Source organism: Dehalobacter sp. 12DCB1 (assembly GCF_004343605.1).
Lineage (GTDB): Bacteria > Bacillota > Desulfitobacteriia > Desulfitobacteriales > Syntrophobotulaceae > Dehalobacter.
In genome coordinates, this window is sequence record NZ_POSF01000015.1 from 113,822 (window position 1) to 132,877 (window position 19,056).

Genomic DNA, 19,056 nt, shown 5'->3' on the forward strand with positions numbered 1-19,056 from the left:
CGGATTGTGCCTGGCTATTTAAAATTAACATGGTTCTCATACCTTCCTCCAGTAATAAACAGACTTTTCGTTTCCCGGCAAAAGTTCCAGGTACAAATCACCCATTGGGGCCAAGACGATAACTGCATTGGATCTTGTAGCAGAACCATCCGGTAATTTTAGCGATTGATGTTTGCCGTTCGCTGAAATGACGTCCAGGCGTCCCTTGCTTTTGATCATGATCTGATTCGTACTACTGATCTTTGTTTCTATCTCTGTATACGGAATCTCCCCTTGCCAGATCACAGTTCCCGTCATCGCCGGGCCGGATGTCTGTTCTTGATAAACGGTCACCTCGCGAAGGATGTTCCCGCTGATTTTGCCAATATAGATTTTGTCGTCACGGCAGCCAAGTAGTATATCTTCAGGATCAACAGAAATACGATTCTTACTGCCGGCCTGATAAATATCAATCGCTTTGTTCGTCTCCATTCTGCTCTCTACATAGATGCTGCCGAATTTATTGGAAACCGCGATGTATAGGATTTCCTCTCCCTGCTGATTCACTCTGTTCAAGGTCTTCATGATATCCATTGTAATCAGCTGACGGGTTTGATTGTCATCCTGAAACAAGATCAATAGATTATTCGTATAGGTCGACATTTCAATTTGCAGCACCTGATTGACCGCAAGGCTTAATTCTCTGTCCATCATCGGTTCAAAGCTGTTCAATTCAGAAGAGCCAGTGCTGAAATCCACTGAATACAAGCTTGTTATGGCGTTCTTGTTCTGCTCCCTGATCAGATAAACCATACTGTTCCGGTCCGGAAGCCAAGCGAAGCCGACAATCTTTGCTGCGTCCTTTTCCGGGCACTTTGAGAAGATCTTCTTATTCGTCGTCAAATCAATAACTTCAAGATAACGTCCCGATCGATAGGCCAATAACTTTTTATTGTAAGACAACACAAAACCATCAGCCTGACTGAGATCCGTTTTCAGAACATAAGCCTGATTGATATGCAAAGAAGGGTTTAACAGCTGTTCTGCTTGCCAATTCAGCAGGGCATAAACTGCAAGTTGTAATACCAGGGAAAGCAATAACAACCAGATCATCCATCGTCTTTTCAATTTTGCCCCACCCCACTAAGGTTCTTTCCTGGCATCACAACAAAAGCCGTAGGCATATAGCGTTCTCCGTAGATGTTCCACAGTTTATTGATAATCCGACCTTGATAGAACAATTCTGTTGAAGAACCGCCGTCAAGATTTGCTGCATTTTCGGCTCCATATTCAATAAATATATTCATTAGATCCCGCAGCGTTGCCCCCATACTCCAGTCAGGCTGTCTGCCGTCGATCACAACGAAAATAACCGTACCATCAGCTTTTTGCCCAATTCCCGTCCTGGGAGCGAATCCCCAACCTCCGTCGCCTTTAATCTGTGGTTCTCCATTCAGGATAAGGTTTGGCTCAAAGCTGACCGCATGCTGGATCCCAAGGTCCCTAATAAGCCCGGCGGAGAGTTCCCTTGCAGAGACTGTCCTGAGCATCAGTTTTCCTTCCTTGTTAAAACCGATCAGATTCGTACTTTTAGCCGCGTCCAGGTTTTCATGAATGAGCTGCCCGTCCCTGACAGTGATCCCATCCGGATAAGCGCCATTTCCCTGCGAATTCGGATCATAAAAACCACCGGCATTAATACCGGCTATTGCACCTTCTGCAATGACCAGTTCCGATAAGCGCTGACCGGCTACGCCAAGCTCTTTCGTAACAGCAATTTCGATCTGAAGAGGGTCACGCACAAGCATGACAATTCCTTTAAAGTATTTACCTTCAATATTTTCTATCCTGATGCCGTTTTCCTCATCAGTAATCTTATGGTCAATATGCTGAATGACAGGCTCTACGGTAACTGATGTATTTCCGTATTTCTGAGTGATTTCAGCAATTTTTTGTTCCGATAAAAAAAAATCCGCTACCTGGGGATGGCGGGACGTCAGAATCGTTCCGACCGTAACATACGTCAATGAATGAAAAGGACCGTAAAAGACAATGAAAGGCCCTAAGAGGATGAACAACAGAACATTCCCAACGATGAATCGTATCAGAAATTGTTTTTTCGTCATCAAGGTCTCCACGTTCCTTTTACGACTTCGGCAGCTATTGCCCGAATTGTTTTTCTTGAGGTCATCGCTTCTGTTCGAATCGATGTATAGGCCGTTTCTTCATCCATCCCGGCTGTAATCAGGATTAAAATCGCCTGATACACCAGTTTTCTTGTTTTAAGCTCATCATTCAATTTATTCATTTCTTTACGCTGTTCTATTTCCCTATTAAACCGATGTTCCGCTTGGGCAATCCCGGAGACAACATCTATCGCTCTGAGCGGAGCCGTCATGATATGGTGGACGTTGGTTTTCAGCGCAAAATCCAGGTTCACATAATCCTTTTGATCAAGCACGAATATAACCGGACAAATATTGGCATGAACGAGATTCTGAACTAGATCAAGCGGCGAAATCCCATGAATATCCCCTCCGCAGATGATCAGGTCAGGCTCAACCCGCTGCGCCATGCGCAGAGCCTCTATACCACTGTCAGTCCTCGCGATCGCCTGATAATTGGCCAAAGGCAGGACGGCATTCAATTCATTGATTTGTTTTTCCTGGCTAATCAGTATAGCTCTTTTCATTTAGTCCTTTTACTCCATCAAGAAATCGATCAGCAGTTCTATTATACTATTTGGCAAGACAAAAAAAATAAGTGCTTTCGTACCAAGAATTTTTTATTAAAAGGTACCAGACACTTAATGATACTATATTTATCAGGTTTTAAGCAATGATTTTTACTTACACTTGATTTTTACTTGCAATATGTTTTACTACTTACTGTTACATGATTTGATAAAGTCAGGACTTTATCGACGAATCGACATTGAAAACCACCCTGGCTTCCGTATTTTGAGACGCTCCGCCTTCGAGATTGGCTTTAATCGCCAGTACCATCTCATGCTGGCCTGCCGTCGCACTCTTACCGGCTGCATTACCTAATGCATCAATATTTTCAAAGGCAATTTTAGCTGTTGCTCCGGGTTCCAGTGTTGGTATAATTCCTTCCTTACTGATTTGTTTGTTTTTATCATCCAGAGCCTGAATGGTTAGGACAACCGGCACATTGGTCATCGTATTTTCGGTCATGTTTTGAATGATCGCAGAGACTTTAAAATGACTTGCCGGCAGGATCTGAACTCCCTTAAACATTTCCTCCCCATAAGTGATGTCCCGGATGACAATTTGAGGATCAAAATCAATACTTACAATTTTAATCTCAGGTTCTGTTTGTTCCGGAGTGGAAACTATCTCCGTGTTGCCAATCAGGCCGCCCATAAGGCCAATAAGAGCAACCAATATGACCAGTCCTCCGACAAACAAATAATTTCTCTTAATAATAAAGAATTTAGCCATGTATCTGCACCTCCATAAAACCATTTCTAATAGAAAACCTATGCATGCTTTTCATGGACATGCATAGGTTTATCCCCGAAAAATCCTTATGGTTTGAGGCAATTTGCCGTAAGCTGACAACATAGGAAAATATCTTAGCATTTTTCCGGCTGAACTCTTATTTTTTATCCTTTTTTAATCCTTCCCGTTTTAAATAATTTTGCATCCGGATATCCTGTGGTGCAGACAAACGGAAAATCCTGCACATCTGAAGAAGCCGGGAACAGGTCCGTTCTCCCAGATAATGATCGATCTCATCAAAGTCAAGATTGGTCGTAATGACAGTCGGCAGCTGCTCGTTCATACGGTAATTCAAGATCGAGTAGATCCGATTACGGGACCATTCGGTATAATTATGCGCACCCAAGTCATCAAGAATTAAAATCGGTACGGTTCTGGCTATATCCAGCAAGTCATATTCCGTATTTTCACTTTTATTGCTGAATGTAGCGCGCAGTTCATCCAAAAGGTCCGGGACAATCAAAAAAAGTAGCTTGAAATTACTTTCCAGAAGCTCATTCGCAATGGAAGCTGCCAGAAACGTTTTGCCGCTTCCAACGGAGCCTGTGAAGAGCAGCCCGACCTCATTGGGATTTTCCCGGACGTTTTTGACAAACTCCCTGGCGGCCTTCAGTGCTTTTTGGGCATTCAGGTAATCTTCCTGATCCTGCTGCGTGTTCTTATAGTATGCAAGACTGAACTTTTCAAAACGGCAGTTCATCAGTTCCCTGGACAGACGCGCATATTTAAAGCTGTTTTCGATCCTCTTTTTCTCCATACACGAACAGGGCGCCGCCGTATCTCCGTTCAGAACGATTCCCCTGTCTCCGCAGAGCGGGCATACAGAGCCGGCTTCAATATTTGTTTCAGACTGAACAGTCGACTGGATCTTTATCTCCGATTCATTCTGATTTGTTTTATTCAAATTCGCTGTAGTCTGAATTCCAGTCCTGTCTTCCATGTTCGTGTTTCCCTGATTCGGCAGCACTCTCTCAATGATACGATCTGTTCTTTCCAGATGAAATCCCCCTCTGACAACAATTTCGTTACCCTTCAATGATGTCTATCTACCTATCTCCCTATCTCCTATGTTTCACATGCTTGTTATCAGTCTGCGTGCCACAGTACCGCGACGAGCGAAGCCTGGATGGCGTAGCGCGGCCTTTTGTGTCAGGAAGACACAACGGCCGAAAGCGGTATTGTGGCACGCAGACTTGCCCTAACAAATTTGTATAATCATTCTCAGAACGCGCTACTAAAGATAAATATTATCATATTTGCTTTTCGTTTTTGGCAAACCTTTCAACGGCTTGACATTTTTCCTGTTTTGTCTGGACTGGAAATTCTGATCCTCAGCCTCGACTTCCAGACGCGTTTTGATCCCCTTCTTCTCCCACTCTCTTAAAATAGAATCGAGATAGCGGAAACTCCGAATCCCGGCGCCAACGCCTCTTCGTAAAGCCTCAATAATCAGTTCTTCGGAATACGAGGCCATCAGCCATTTTTCAATATGTTCACACTCCAGACCGGTTAACGGCCTCCCTAATTCCTGTTCAAACAGCGAAGTCAGTTTAGCCTGAGAAAGGTCCGGCATATTCTCTGTGTTCGTTTTGCCATTACGTTCAGTGCCTGAGGACATCTGCTTAAACTCATTGATTCCCCATAATTCCAATAACTGATCGATCAGCCCGCTGAAATCATATTCACGGTTCGTGCCGTTTTTCGCTTTGCGGCTATTGACAGAAAGCAGTCCTCTGGTCTGGAGATTCTGGATCATGATTTTGTATTCTTCAACCGAGAGTCCCATTTTTTTGGTGATCTGTTCCTCAATACGATCACTGTTCGTACTTGTCTCAGTCATCATATGAATCATCAGCATCATTTCCTTGTGACCTATTCCAAGTTCCGTATAATGATCAAGTATAAGATTGGGAATCGAAACGGAACCGGAAAATAAAAGAGCTTGACAAAAGCCCCCGTATACCTTGTTTTTTGACAATGCTACCACCTCATACCATTCATTGATGTTAGAAAAAAATTATTGGCATTATTGCTACTATTCTATATATTACACTATTACTGTCCTAAAATCCTAAAGATTTTAGGAGGAAAAACAATTTTTATGACGACAATTTTTCCATGTATTGGAAGGACTTTTGCATTTTTTTGCCGTAATACTTAACAGAAAGGTGGTGCAGGATATGGATATCTCCAAAGAACTATTTCAAATTATCAACCAATCCGGTGCGCATCCGGCTCTTGGCTGGAAACACTGTCAGCGGGTCTATCATTTATCCAAAGAATTATCTCAGCATCTCAACCTGAATGATGAAGTACTTTATATTTCTGCCATGCTTCACGATACGGGAAAGTACCCGATGTACGCGCTTCCCAACGTCGATCATACCCTCAGATCAAAAGGCGTCGCGATGAACCTGTTGAAGAGCTATCACTTTGAGCAGGAAAAACTGGCAAAAATTCTGGACGCCATTGAATGCCACATGTATTATTCCGAGCCGGGCAACAGTGACGAGGCTATTTATTTAAGGGACGCCAATATCCTTGATAATCTCGGAAACATCGGATTAATGAAACTACTGAGCCTTGTCGGACAGGACGAGCTGATCCCGAGTCCCGATGAGGCTTTAATGCGGGCGCAGACCTTTGCTGAAGCACTGCCTAAAAAAGTGTACTCCAAGACCGGCAGGAGAATCGCTGTAAAACGGCGCGAAGAGATCATGCGTTTTCTGTCAGGGATTAAGCGTCAGACCTCGGAGTATGCCTGGATCTGATTCGGTTTACCGTTTCATTCTTGTTTTTAAAAGATCGGAAATGCTCTCAAAGGTATCAATCAGGTTTTCATAGTCTTGGCGCTCATTGCTCCTATCAATGAATAGTTTCAGGTCTTTGCGGAGTTTGGTATAGGCCCTGTTTGCTTCGGAAAGCAGAACTTTTCTCCGGCGTTTGAAGGTTCTTCCCCCTGATCCTTCTTCTGAAGATCTTTGCTTAACAGATTTGGACGGGTGTGACTGCCGTTCCTGAGGTGCAGGATAACCTATCCTATCTTCAATTTCCTTTAGCCAGGGCTTGGAAGGTTTTAGACGCTTGATTTCGCCGTCCGCTATCTCCAGGCATTCACCCAGTTCCGGAATGATTGGCGCAATCCCGAATTTTTGCTGGACCAGAGATGAAAACGCCTGAATCGCATCATCTTCGCCATGGACCAGGATGAGCTGATCTGCGTTGCCGCCGGCGGCTTTAAGCCAGGCCAGCAATTCATTCTGGTCCGCATGCGCTGAAAAACCTTGGAACGCAACGATTTCGGCGTTGACCGCGACTTTCTCTCCATGGATAGTCACTTCTTTGGCACCGTCAGTTAAAAACCGGCCAAGTGTCCCTTGGGCCTGATAACCGACAAAGATGACCGTGGCATCGTACCGCCACAGATTATGTTTCAAATGATGCTTGATTCTTCCGGCATCAGCCATCCCGCTAGCCGAAATGATAATCGCGCCGCCCTGTATCGCATTCAGCCGGATTGAATCCTCCGCGGTTTCACTCAAGTGAAGATTCGGCATGGCAAACGGGCTTTGGCCCGCCTCCAGCAGCTGTTTGGTTTCCTGATCAAAATTCCGGGTATTCCGCCCAAATATTCTCGTCGCTGCAACAGCCAGCGGACTATCGATGTAAATCGGCATTGCCGGAATTTTTTTGTCATCTTGAAGTTTGCGCAGGTAGTACAAAAGGTCCTGTGTCCGATTTATGGCAAAAGCCGGAATAATAATATTGCCGCCTTTTTGGTGGGCATTATTGATGACCCTGGCCAGGTTTTCCATTCGATTGGTTTTATCCGGATGAATCCGGTTGCCGTAGGTTGTTTCCATCACAATCATACAGGCATCTCGTATACCATCAGGATCCTTAAGCATACACGCTTCTTTAATCCCTTCGGGATCTTCGACATAAGGCTGACCGGAAGTCCCGATATCTCCGGAAAATGCAATGGTTTTCGTCGTGTTGTTTTCTTTGACGCTGACAATGACATGGGCCGAGCCCAAGATATGCCCGGCATCGACAAACTGAAAGGACAGCGATTGCGAGATCGCGGTCTTTTGATTATAGGCCGCCTCGACAAAGTGCTTTTGCGCATTCACCGCATCTTCAACCGTGTAAATCGGTTCAATTAATGGAGCATCCATCCTGCTGTGCTTGCGATTTTTTCTGGTGACCTCCATTTCCTGGATGTGCCCGCTGTCCGGCAGCATCACAGAGCATAGTTCTATGGTTTCCGTCGTCGCATAGATCGGCCCGCTGAAACCTTTTTTGATGAGCTTCGGAATAAGCCCGGAATGGTCAATATGGGCGTGCGTTAAAATCACAGCGTCAAGAAGGTTGGGATCAAACGGAAACGCGCCGTAATTCAGTTCTTTCATGATTTTGGAACCCTGAAACATTCCACAGTCAATCAGGATTCTGGTATCTGTTGTTTCCAGCAAATAACAGGAACCCGTCACAGTCTGACTGGCACCATAAAAACAAAGCTTCATTCGTATTCCCTTCTGCAGCCTACTGAAGCCACAAAAAAATTTATTCCAGTGTAATAAGTTTTGTCTTCACTGCTTTCAAAGCAGCCTGGGTGCGGTCTTCGACCTCTAGTTTTCTAAAAATACTGGAAAGATGATTTTTGACTGTTTTTTCACTTATAAACAGCGTTAAGCCAATATCTTTGTTTGACGAGCCTTTGACCACATAGGTAAGTATCTCCATTTCCCTGTTGCTTAATCCGAAATGATCTTTTGGACTGTTCGGATTGGAAAGCTGGCCAAGCAGTTTGCCGGTTACCGACGGGGACAAAATGGGTTCTCCAGCATATACTTTGCGGATGGAATCAACCAGGGCTTTCGGAATGACGTCTTTCAGCAGGTATCCAGCTACCCCGAGCTGTAATACCTGGAACACTTTTTCATCCGAGTCATCGACAGTAAGAATTAAAATCCCAATGTTCGGGAATTCCCTTCTGATGACTTTACAGGCTTCAAGACCATTTACCCCAGGCATATTCAAATCCATCAGCAGAACATCAAACGGCGTCTTCCTCGCCATATTAATTGCCCCTTGACCATCTCCGACTTCGGATACAACCTGAATGCCTTCTTCAAATTCCAGAATTCTTCGTAATCCTTCCCTGAGAAGCGGGTGATCATCGGCAATTACAACCCTTATCATTTTGATCCTTTCCTCCTTTTATTCAGAATATGGAATGTTAAACGTAACAACAGTACCCTTGCCCGGTTCTGATTGAATCGATAATTGTCCGGAGTAAGCCTGAATTCGCTCATTAATTCCAATCAAGCCGAAATGGGCACCGGAATTATCCAAGCCATTGCTGATATCAAATCCTTTACCATCATCGATAATCTGACCGACAATCCTGTTATCCTGAAAATTCAAATGAACCCTGCACTTCGGGGATTCCGCATGTTTAGCCACATTGGTCATCCCTTCCTGAACCAATCGGAAAAGGGCTACTTCTACGGAGGAATCAAGCTCCCTTTCTTGTCCTTCCACGATAAGTTCACAGGTCAGCCCATACGTTTTTTCAAAGTTTTTCATATAATGATTGATGGTATCAACAATTCCCGCCCCATTTAAAGGAATTGGCCTGAGTCCGAAAATGATTCTGCGGATATCCTTCAAATTATCCCTGACCAGTATATTCAGTTCTTTCAATTCTTTTTTTACCTGGCGGTGATCAAGTTCCAGAAGTTTCTCTGCTATTTCCAGACGCAGAACAATGTTTGCCAGACTCTGGGCGGGACCGTCGTGGACTTCACGGGCGACCCTCAGGCGTTCTTCTTCCTGAGCCTTGATGATCTGAAAAGCTGTTTCTTTTCTCTGGTCACTGCTATAGAACTGACTGATCTCACTGATTCCTTCTTTTAAAAGCCGTAGGGCAAGACTGACCTGGCTCATCAGATCCTCAGCCTTAATCACTGTGATATCCAAATTTTTTAACGTTCTTTCGATTTCATCCCTGCGGGAACGCAGCTGAAGCTCTTTCGCCTGGAGCAGTTGCAGCTCTACCTGTGCATCCTTCGTTTCCGAATACGCTTCGAGCATCTGTTTCTCATTGAACTTATCGAAGTTCTTGTTGACTTCCATCAGCTTCCGACGGAAGCGTTTTTCTTTCATAAACTGGGTATCCACCATTTTGATGGTGTCTTCAATTTCCCTGCGCATAAATTCCAGTTCTTTTTTTAACCGCTGTATTTCGTTGCGGGTCATCTCATAGATGTCAAATATTTCTTCTTTACCGTTCTCGATTGCGTTGAGCGTTGATTCAAAGACAGCAGTTAATTTATCCATAGCGTGACTCCTCAATAATCATTTAATGAGTCAATTAATATCTCATTCGACATTTTCTTGATATTTCCTACTTAAGGCGGACAAAAATAAAACTATCCACGCTATTCCGCTAAAAACAAGCGAGTACTTTTTGAATTGTACTCGCTTTTAATCACACGAAACTATTTTATGAGATTGATAGCATCTTTTTTCTACCGCGCAGTTTCTAAAATCTTTACGATCTCCTTGGGTTTTAGAACTTTCCCAAAAGATACCACCTTTTCGTCAATAACCAGGGCTGGTGTGGACATCACACCATAGGCTATGATGTCTTGAATATCGGTAACTTTGATTACTTCGGCAGCAAGGCCCACTTCTTCCAAAGCAATTCTGGTATTTTCAGCAAGGGTAACGCAATTTTTGCAGCCAGATCCTAAAATTTTAATCATCATATTTAATACGCTCCTTTTACTTGAAAATTCAAATATTATTACCCCTTACATGAGCAAATATCCCAAGGCATTAAATGTATAGCCGATGATAAGAATGCCAATGGTTACAATCCCTGCAAATATGACGAGCAGTTTCATTTTTACGACTTTCTTGAGCATGATCAAAGACGGCAGAGAAAGTGCGGTGACAGCCATCATGAAGGATAAAGCAGTTCCCAGACCAACACCCTTGGCCACCAATGCTTCCGCAATCGGCAGCGTCCCAAAAATATCTGCATACATCGGGACCCCTACCAAAGTAGCCAGCAATACCGAATACCATTTATCCTGACCCAGAAGTAAGGAAATAATATTTTCAGGAATAAAGTTGTGAATCGCAGCACCTATACCGACACCGATTAGAATATATACCCACACTCTTCTGACAATATCACGAACCTGATCTTTAGCAAACTCCAGCCTTTCCCGAGTTGTTAACCGCTCCGGTTCTATTTCCAGCATTTTATTACTGAATACAAACGGTTCTACATACTTTTCCAGCTTTGCTCTGCTAATCACGGTTCCGCCAATTACTGCCAGAATCAAACCAACAACAACGTAGGCAATGGCAATGGTCCAATTAAAGATACTTGCCAGCAAAAGCACCGAAGCCAAATCCACCAGGGGGGATGATATTAAAAACGAAAAAGTAACACCGATGGGAAGCCCCGCACTGGTGAAGCCAATAAAAAGCGGAATGGAAGAACAGGAGCAAAAAGGCGTCACCGTACCGAGTAAAGCACCTAAAATATTTCCTGAAATACCGTTAAACCTGCCGAGTATTTTTTTGGTTCTTTCCGGTGGAAAAAAACTTTGAATATAAGAAATGAGAAAGATCAAAACGGCTAGCAAGATAAATATTTTAAGAACGTCATAGATGAAAAAATGGAGACCACCTCCCCAGCGATCCTGGATGCTAAGCCCAAAGACATTCTCAACCAAGAGCTTTACCAAATCAGAAAGCCATTCCATCCTGAGCAATTGGTTATTTAGCCATTCAAATACCATCTAAGTCACCTTCTTGTTGTTTATTCGTTTGATTCAATAGTTATTTTTTTCTTTTTGTTACATATGATTTTTGTAACCTTATCAAAAAGCCGGCAATGACTTCAAGTTTACTTTCATTGATAGAATACCGCATCCAGATGCCATCCCGCCTGCCATTCACCAGACCGCTTTCACATAAGATCTTCATGTGATAAGAAAGCGTGGATTGGGTTATGTTGAACGCTTCGAGTATCTTACAAGCACATAGTTCCCCATTGCCCAACATGTCAAATATTTTCAATCTTGTTTCATCAGATAATGCTCTCATCGCTAAAGCATATGCTTGATAATTTCGTTCCAATTCAACCGCCCCTGTTGTAGGTTTATATATTGATAAACATCAATATGTTTATATATTAGTCAAGACATTGATACTTGTCAATGTCTATGGTATATAAATATCCCGCAAATCGCAGAAAACCTAAGTAAACCCAAAGCACTGGTGAACTGGAAACTTGTAGCGAGTAGAAAAGGTTGATCAAACGATGATCACATACTTTATAAATAAAAAGGCGGTGTTGCAAAACTACAAAGTTTGGCGGCACCGCCTTCTTCTATCGGTATATGAAAGACCAACTACGGTATATGGATTAAGCAACTACCTCTGGAAGGTATAACGAATAAAACCTTGAAGGTAGGGCTACGCAATGTCTAACCGCTCTCGGCAAGTTGTGCCCTCCGTGGCGCAAAAAGCCGCGCTGCGCAATCCATGCTCCGCTTACGCTGGTTAGACATTGCATAGCCTAATCTTAGGTCTTTGTAAAAGATATTTTTTGGGGATTAGCGTGTCTTCTTCATCAATTCTAGGCCGTTTTTAGCTGATGAAGTGGTTTTCCGATGCGTTCATTCTGAATCTTCGCATGAAGCTTGTTGACGTTATATCCAATACAAAGCAACATAAATTCATTTTTGACGTTTTTCCTGCCGCGTGTTAAAAAGCGATTGAAGTTGTAATCGTTCTTTAAAACCCCGAAAGCCCCTTCCGCCTGGATAGAACGATTTACCCTAAGTAAGATGCCTTTTTCGGATGTAATATTCTCATAAGATACCCGGCGTTTCTCCACAAATTTCTTGGATACCTGCATTCGTCTATTTCCTTTAGCTTTGGTACATTTCTCTTTCTTAAGGCAGTCTTGGCAGTCCTCGCACTCATACAGTGTTATCTCCGACCGATAGCCGGTTGCCGATGTTCTATGGGTGATTCCAATAGGCTGAAGCTGCTTGCCGTTACTGCAGGTATATTCGTCTTTTTCAGCATCATAAGTCATGTTTTCCCGTTTGCTGATGTCATTTTTAAAGCTTCTTTTCTTCGATTGTTCATATGTTTGCGGCTTGATGTAGCAAGTCTGTCTGTGCTCTTCCAGGTAAAGATAATTCTCTTCACTTTCGTAGCCGGAGTCGGCAATGATATTTTTGTATCGAAAAGTTGATCTACTCTCCATTTCCTTTAAAAATGGGATCAGGGTATTTAAATCGTTTCTGTCCTGGAAAACATTGACGCCCGTTATGTATTCGCCTTCAACTCCGATCTGGACATTGTAAGCTGGCTTTAGCTGAGCATTGCGCATATGGTCGTCTTTCATATGCATGAAGGTGGCATCCGTATCTGTTTTAGAGTAACTATTCCGGCCGTTAAACAAGGTATTATGTTTGTCATACGCTGCCTGACGCAAAGAGAATTCTCTGATCTGTTCAGTATACCGCTGTAATTCTGTCTTCCGTTTACCAATACCCTGAACAAATTCGATGTTCTCTACTTTTCGTTTTTCTTCCAAATACGTGAGTATCCCCGCTAAATCACAGCATAAGCTATCTTTGCTGACGAGAAGATTCGTGTTGTAGGTTTCGTTGATTTTCTCCAGCAACGCTTGTATTTTCGTAAACATCTTAGCTTCATTTTTGTTGACGACTTTCTTCCAAACGAAGGTGTAACGATTGGCATTGGCTTCGATTTTTGTCCCGTCGATGAATAGATTCTCGAAGTTCACCTCGCCAGTCTGATGCAGATATACGACCATTTGATAAAACAATCCATCGACAGCATCAACCACAAAACTTTTCCGAAACCGGGCAATGGTCGAATGATCCGGAGCCGGATTTCCTTGTAACAGCCACATGAAATTAATATCTCTCCGGCAGGCTTTCTCAATATTTCTGCTCGAGTAAATATTGTTCATGTATACATAGGTCAATACCTTGAATAGGATCTTGGGTTCGACTGCAGGTTTTCTTCCAGTAGAAGAATATGCCTGATATAGCTCCGTGTAATTTAATCCCTCCAGTATGTGGCTGAGCAGTCGGACAGAATCATCTTCTGGTATTAACACATCAAAATTAAATGGTAAAACTAATTGATACCCGTCGCGATATTCGGTATACTTTTTGTTGTGTAATTTATTTAGTCGCATAACTAAATTATACAGTATTTGCGGGCTCTTCGAGCCCGCATTTGCTATATTTCCGGGTAAAAAAAGTAGGCTATTGCCTACGAACGACTACGTTCGTTGTGCAACAGCCCCTCCATTTTAATCAATTTCTATAGTATTTTTTACTACTTTGACAGCGTGTGTATTTCCCTTTGTTCAACCCTTTTACTCCGTTAGAAGCGGCCTGATATTGTTTCGGATAATTAGTCTTATAACAGGTTAACTAATTCAATTAAATGTAGACGAAAGCCAATGTTAAACCTACAGCGGCAATTAAAATAAATAACCCCCAATAAAGTTTATTGAATCGGTTCTTTGTGAGTTGGATCATCACCCAAAAGAGTGCGAAACCTCCAATGCTCTTGATTAACAATGGAAGGCTAAAATCAACAAGTGTCCAAACATAGCATCCTGTTAATACTGCGAAGCCAAAGACAACATACATGATTTTACGAAGTTTTGTTTTTAGGTTTTGGTCATCACTAAAAGTAGCGATAAAAAATAAGACCAGGAGCACAGATGCAGCTAGAAAATGCCAGGGAGTATGATTCATTATTTCTATAGGACCTAAAGCTATCAAAGAAAATCCCTCCTAAAATATAATTATGATTTATTATAAGGTAATTAATGTTTCTAGTCAAGTCCTTATTAGTGTGTAAATTCCCTCGGCTGTATTTAATTAAGCAGCGGATTGGTCCTTAGCTGATTTTTGTTCATTTATAAATTGATAATATTCATCCATATCAAGGTACTTTCTTGATGACCATTTTTCATCTTGTTCAATAAGTACTGATCCCAACAACCTGATGACGGAAGCTTCATTTGGATAGATTCTTATAACACGATCACGACGTCTTACTTCTTGGTTAAGTCGTTCGACGCTATTTGTTGTTCGTAGGCGTTTTCGATACTTTTCAGGTAGACTCATAACTGCCATAACATCTTCGAAACCTTCTTCAAGTGTTGTCATTGCTTTCGGAGCAAGAACTTCAAAGGCTTCTAAAGTTTCCGAAAGAAGTCTTCTTGCTTCATCAATATCTCTCGCTTGATAGATACTTTGTAGGTATTTCTTAATTTCAGGCTGGTGTTTCTTTGGTGTTTTATCAAGAATGTTTCTCGAAAAATGTGTTTGACAACGTTGCCAAGTTGCACCTTGGAAATGTTTTTTTATAGCCTTTACAAGACCTTTGTGATTGTCAGAGGCTATCAGGTCTACGTTGTTTAATCCGCGAAATTTAAGATCACTAAAGAAATCCCCCCAACTGGTTTCTGATTCGCTATTGCTTAACTGGAAGCCTATTACTTCACGATGACCGGTTTCATTGACTGCTGTAGCAATTAATAGGCCTTTTGAACAAACACGACTATCTTCTCTAACTTTGATGTATATGGCATCAACAATGACAAAAGGATAGTGCTTTTCAAGCGGTCGATTTCTGAAGGCAGAAACGATTGGATCTAGATGCTCACAAAGTTTTGATACCGTTGATTTAGAGAAACTCTTACCACAAAGTTCTTCTGTGATATTCTCAATTTTTCTCGTTGAAACACCGTTTATGACCATTTCAATCATTGCTAAAATCAAAGCTTGTTCACTGCGTTGGTAACGCTTGAACATTGTAGTGCTGAACTCACCATTCCTATGGCGTGGAATTTTTAATGTTATGGAACCAATACGTGTAGTCAAATCTCTGTCTCTGAATCCATTTCGGTATGCTGTGCGATCTTCAGAACGTTCATAAGGCCCTGCACCAAGTTGCTCTGCTGATTGAGCAAGTAATACCTGATTTAGAATCGTTTCTAACAGTTTTGAAAAAGCTTCATCCTTAGAGTCTTTTGTAAAAAGTCCGTGCAAAAGTTCTGTATCCAGTGTAATATTTAGTTGAGCCATTTTGTTCCTCCTCGATTATGTATTGTCTGGTAACTTTATTTTAACCGAGGTTGAGCTTTTTGGCTCGTTTTATTTAAAATTTGAATTTACACCATTATACGGACTTTATCATGTTTCTAAAACTGTTAAGTATTTAACAATTAATAAAAAAATTGGGGAAGTTGAATTTCCATACCTAAAAATCAGAGAAGTAGCTGCTTGACCCTATTATTTAAATATGTGCGTACTAAGACAAGGGTCATCTTTTAAAATGTAATATCTGTTAGTGCGGTCGACTATTTTGGCTTCTTTTAACTCATTAAGGGCCTGAATGACCATTACCCGTGAAGCACCAATCATATCAGCTAATTCCTGCTGAGTAATTATTAAATCGATCATTGTCGCGTTTGGCAGCTTTTTCCCATATTGGTTGGCAAGGTTATAAAATAGACCTAATAATCTTTCTTTTACAGTTCGTCTAGTCTCCTTATCTGAATTCATAATGGCATAATGCTTTTGCCCAAGGTAATTAATTATCCTTAAGGCAAAAGAAGGATCTTTCTTAATTAACATTTCAAATTGCATTTTACTAAAGCAACAGATGCAAGCCTCTTCCATGGCTAATGCACTAGAACATTCCTTTTGTTCTAGATATAGCGACAACTCACCTAGCACCTCACCGGGACCACAGATATCCAGAATTGTTTCATGTCCATCTCCAGCACTTTGAACAAGTTTAAGTTTTCCTGATTTCACAAGAAATATAGTACCTGTAATATCCCCTTGATAAAAAAGATAATGTCCTTTGGACAGCCGTTTTTTATTTGTACATTGACACAAGTTTGTAATCTGTTCTTTTTCCAGACCCCGAAACAGATCCAATTCTTCTAGGCAGATGAGGCAACGTTTCATGCAATTCCCCCTATGTTTATAAAGAAAATATATCAAAATAGATTCAACTTTTCAACAAAGTAAAAATAATCCCGCTTTACGAGCCAGATTATTATTTGGAATTATCAGCACAAAACCTGATCAATCTTTTATTGTCCTCGAAAGTGTCCCCTCTTTTAAGAAAAGTTATTGTCAAACAAAGGTTAGCTATCGCTCAATAGCAAATATTCAAAGCATTTTATCCTTGACATGAATTCAGCCTTTTGTTATGATTTTATTTGTTCTTTAAAAGAGACATCGGGGCGTGGCGCAGTTTGGTAGCGTGCTTGGTTCGGGACCAAGAGGCCGCAGGTTCGAATCCTGTCGCCCCGACCATTGAAACTCAAAAGAAACTCCGGGTTTATACCCGGAGCTTATTTTTTATATTTTTATATTTGACTCACTTTTGAACCTCTTTATTGATTGTCATATTTAGGTTAACTGTTAAAGACTTACTGAACTTAAATAAACTACCTGTGTATTTTATTCCTATGTGCAGATACTACAGATAAATAAACAAATAAACAAAAAGGAGGGAAATTGAATGGCTAAATATAAACTGCCGGTTAACAAACAAAGTGTTGCCAGCGAGCTTAAGGTTAACCTAGGCCCAGACACCTCCGCAAGACAGAATGGCTCTGTTGGGGGCAGTATGGTTAAGAAAACTTTTGAATACATTAACGGTAGAATCTAGTCACCAAGCACATGAAGAAATAAGTTACTCCGGGTTTTTGCCCGGAGTAACTTATTATATAACTCAAAATATGGCTCAAAACTCTTCCGCAGTACAGACACCATTTTTGATGCTTTCTTTTTTTAGTTCCTGATAGAAATTAGTAAACGTAATTTGCATGTAGGGCATCAGCCAGATATAGCCAAGACAGAACGGGATCGTGGCCAGGATCGCCCAGCCAATGAAGCTGAGTGTAAGCAGGAATAGCTTGCCGCGATAGCCATAGCTGATTTTTTTACTGAGATCAAAGGCCTTTCTGATACCCATATCAGGATTATCAGCATAAATATAAAAGCTCATCATATAGCCGTACGCTTTAACGATCCCCGGAATAATCAGTAGCAGTGACCATAAAAGTGTCCACAGCATATACCAGAGATATAGCCCGGCACAATTAATGGCATTTTTAAATCCAGAAAGGACCACTTCAACATTCGGGTCTTCCGCACGGCAGAACTTTAAGGTAAAGGTCACCAGACCAATCATGAGCGGGCCCGCAATTAAAATCGTAATAATCGGACCAACACACGGGATCCAAGACAGGATGAACACGATTACAGCATAAATCAGACAGGCCAGGATTGGTCTCAGCCAGTGCCCTTTTAACTGGGTGCGGGCCATGGCCCTTAATTCTTTGTTTTCAATCATTTTCTAGTCCCCTTTCAAAATTATTGATAATGACTCAGATGAATAATTTCATCTTAACGAAAGAAGCAACAAAATTCAAGCATTTTTGCTATATTTTACCTTATTTTGCATTTGCTTCTTCTCCTACTTGATCTTATTTCTCTACATGCTAAACTATGATTACTTAAACGTATTTTTGTTTGGAAGGTGACTGCCATGTTAAACGGCAAATTATCCCGAATCCGTCCGCTCGAAATGGATGATCTGGACACCTTGTATGAATGGTATAATGACCATGACTTTTCTTACTGGATAAGTGGTAATTGGCCTCTTGCAACCCTGTTGCGCCGGGAGGATCTGGAGAGCAAACTTTTTGAAGAGGATGCCAACCGTTATGCGATTACGGATTTACAAGGCAGCCTTATCGGTACAATTGGTTTCGATCAGGTCAATATTCCGGCCAGATCGGCCCGTATTTATATCGGAATTGGCCTCCAAGATTACTGGGGAAAAGGTTATGGGACCGATGCGCTGACTGCCTTTATCCGCTACTTGTTTGGCCAGTGGAATTTCCGGAGACTGACCGCTGAGACCTGGGTCAATAACACCAGGGCGCTCTCCTGCTATGAGAAGCTCGGCTTCATTACCGAAGGCAGGCTGCGTGAAGCCTATTATGTGGAAGGGCAATATTTTGACGCAATCATCTTAGGTTTATTAAAAAAAGATTATGCCGAGATTGTCCGCCTTTAGACTCTCTTGATCTCTGTGCAAAATGGTTGCATTCTTGACAGGATTGCAGTATGATAATTGCAAGTTCGATTGATCTATGCAGCAAAACTGAATACATTTTTACTCTGGGGATAGGTGTAATTCCTTACCGGCGGTACAGCCCGCGAGCCTTATGGCAGATTCGTTGAAATTACGAAGCCGACAGTTAAAGTCTGGATGGAAAGAGCAAAACATGGTGTGACCGTGCACGTGCTTGTCGTGTTTGTCGCGTAGCCTCTCACCTGCCTGTTTTGAATGACTGTTGATCTGAATGATTGACGCCCGGAGTATTTCCGGGCATTTTTTATTTTTCCAGTATTTTTTCTATGATTGTTTT

At 41.9% G+C, this 19,056-nt stretch carries 20 protein-coding genes, 1 tRNA gene and 1 riboswitch; of the genes, 4 read left to right on the top strand and 17 right to left on the bottom strand.

Translation table 11 applies throughout. The annotated features are described in order from the left end of the window. Positions 1–36: 36 nt before the first annotated feature. The 6 genes from C1I38_RS09305 to C1I38_RS09330 all read right to left on the bottom strand — a co-directional run bounded on the left by C1I38_RS09305 (position 37) and on the right by C1I38_RS09330 (position 5,481). Entirely contained in the window at positions 37–1,107 is a 1,071-nt protein-coding gene (locus C1I38_RS09305) for a hypothetical protein (protein WP_243103670.1), read from the bottom strand. Beyond that, entirely contained in the window at positions 1,104–2,105 is a 1,002-nt protein-coding gene (locus tag C1I38_RS09310; protein ID WP_199698245.1) for a phosphodiester glycosidase family protein, read from the bottom strand. Before C1I38_RS09310 ends, C1I38_RS09305 begins: the two co-directional genes overlap by 4 nt. After that, positions 2,105–2,671 (bottom strand): ANTAR domain-containing protein, encoded by a 567-nt coding sequence (locus C1I38_RS09315; protein WP_020492555.1) that lies wholly within the window; start codon positions 2,669–2,671, stop codon positions 2,105–2,107. Before C1I38_RS09315 ends, C1I38_RS09310 begins: the two co-directional genes overlap by 1 nt. Positions 2,672–2,888: 217 nt before the next feature. Next, a complete protein-coding gene (locus tag C1I38_RS09320; protein ID WP_020492556.1) occupies positions 2,889–3,443 on the bottom strand; it encodes a hypothetical protein in 555 nt (184 codons plus the stop codon). A gap of 157 nt (positions 3,444–3,600) precedes the next feature. Next, on the bottom strand, positions 3,601–4,539 hold the full coding sequence (locus C1I38_RS09325; protein WP_020492557.1) for an ATP-binding protein: 939 nt from the start codon (positions 4,537–4,539) through the stop codon (positions 3,601–3,603). Positions 4,540–4,737: 198 nt separating this feature from the next. Beyond that, entirely contained in the window at positions 4,738–5,481 is a 744-nt protein-coding gene (locus C1I38_RS09330) for a DnaD domain protein (RefSeq protein ID WP_119775153.1), read from the bottom strand. A gap of 202 nt (positions 5,482–5,683) precedes the next feature. Here C1I38_RS09330 and C1I38_RS09335 point away from each other — a divergent pair, with 202 nt between their 5' ends. Beyond that, on the top strand, positions 5,684–6,274 hold the full coding sequence (locus C1I38_RS09335; RefSeq protein ID WP_015042643.1) for an HD domain-containing protein: 591 nt from the start codon (positions 5,684–5,686) through the stop codon (positions 6,272–6,274). Positions 6,275–6,280: 6 nt separating this feature from the next. On the opposite strand, the gene C1I38_RS09340 is transcribed toward C1I38_RS09335, so the two are convergent. The 10 genes from C1I38_RS09340 to C1I38_RS09385 all read right to left on the bottom strand — a co-directional run bounded on the left by C1I38_RS09340 (position 6,281) and on the right by C1I38_RS09385 (position 16,573). Beyond that, a complete protein-coding gene (locus C1I38_RS09340; protein WP_119775155.1) occupies positions 6,281–8,029 on the bottom strand; it encodes an MBL fold metallo-hydrolase in 1,749 nt (582 codons plus the stop codon). 40 nt (positions 8,030–8,069) lie between these two features. After that, positions 8,070–8,708, bottom strand: a complete 639-nt coding sequence (locus tag C1I38_RS09345) for a response regulator transcription factor (protein WP_015042641.1) — start codon at positions 8,706–8,708, stop codon at positions 8,070–8,072. Between the two features lie 18 nt (positions 8,709–8,726). Beyond that, on the bottom strand, positions 8,727–9,848 hold the full coding sequence (locus tag C1I38_RS09350) for a sensor histidine kinase (RefSeq protein ID WP_119775157.1): 1,122 nt from the start codon (positions 9,846–9,848) through the stop codon (positions 8,727–8,729). A 191-nt stretch (positions 9,849–10,039) separates the two neighbouring features. After that, complete coding sequence (locus C1I38_RS09355) at positions 10,040–10,279, bottom strand: thioredoxin family protein (protein ID WP_019225335.1); 240 nt, start codon at positions 10,277–10,279, stop codon at positions 10,040–10,042. 45 nt (positions 10,280–10,324) lie between these two features. Beyond that, the gene (locus tag C1I38_RS09360) at positions 10,325–11,326 is read right to left on the bottom strand and encodes a permease (protein WP_119775158.1); all 1,002 of its coding nucleotides are present in this window, start codon (positions 11,324–11,326) and stop codon (positions 10,325–10,327) included. A 40-nt stretch (positions 11,327–11,366) separates the two neighbouring features. After that, a complete protein-coding gene (locus C1I38_RS09365) occupies positions 11,367–11,666 on the bottom strand; it encodes a metalloregulator ArsR/SmtB family transcription factor (protein ID WP_119775160.1) in 300 nt (99 codons plus the stop codon). Positions 11,667–12,168: 502 nt separating this feature from the next. Beyond that, positions 12,169–13,773: an IS1182 family transposase gene (locus C1I38_RS09370; RefSeq protein ID WP_119775161.1), complete on the bottom strand. Its 1,605-nt coding sequence runs from the start codon at positions 13,771–13,773 to the stop codon at positions 12,169–12,171. Positions 13,774–14,023: 250 nt separating this feature from the next. Next, a complete protein-coding gene (locus C1I38_RS09375) occupies positions 14,024–14,371 on the bottom strand; it encodes a hypothetical protein (RefSeq protein ID WP_019226898.1) in 348 nt (115 codons plus the stop codon). 99 nt (positions 14,372–14,470) lie between these two features. Further along, complete coding sequence (locus C1I38_RS09380; protein WP_132102132.1) at positions 14,471–15,682, bottom strand: IS256 family transposase; 1,212 nt, start codon at positions 15,680–15,682, stop codon at positions 14,471–14,473. 207 nt (positions 15,683–15,889) lie between these two features. Continuing rightward, the gene (locus C1I38_RS09385) at positions 15,890–16,573 is read right to left on the bottom strand and encodes a Crp/Fnr family transcriptional regulator (protein WP_119774931.1); all 684 of its coding nucleotides are present in this window, start codon (positions 16,571–16,573) and stop codon (positions 15,890–15,892) included. A 277-nt stretch (positions 16,574–16,850) separates the two neighbouring features. Here C1I38_RS09385 and C1I38_RS09390 point away from each other — a divergent pair. Next, a tRNA-Pro gene (locus tag C1I38_RS09390) sits at positions 16,851–16,927 on the top strand. Positions 16,928–17,135: 208 nt separating this feature from the next. Then, entirely contained in the window at positions 17,136–17,285 is a 150-nt protein-coding gene (locus C1I38_RS09395; protein ID WP_119774930.1) for a small, acid-soluble spore protein, alpha/beta type, read from the top strand. Between the two features lie 75 nt (positions 17,286–17,360). Here C1I38_RS09395 and C1I38_RS09400 read toward each other — a convergent pair whose 3' ends face one another. Further along, positions 17,361–17,972, bottom strand: coding sequence for a DUF975 family protein (locus tag C1I38_RS09400; RefSeq protein WP_119774929.1), 612 nt, complete (start codon positions 17,970–17,972; stop codon positions 17,361–17,363). A 195-nt stretch (positions 17,973–18,167) separates the two neighbouring features. Between C1I38_RS09400 and C1I38_RS09405 the strand changes: the two genes are divergently transcribed. Then, positions 18,168–18,701 carry a GNAT family protein gene (locus tag C1I38_RS09405; RefSeq protein ID WP_020492568.1) on the top strand — a complete coding sequence of 178 codons (534 nt, stop codon included), beginning with the start codon at positions 18,168–18,170 and terminating at the stop codon, positions 18,699–18,701. Positions 18,702–18,797: 96 nt separating this feature from the next. Continuing rightward, a riboswitch (FMN riboswitch) is annotated at positions 18,798–18,912 on the top strand. Positions 18,913–19,056 lie beyond the last annotated feature (144 nt).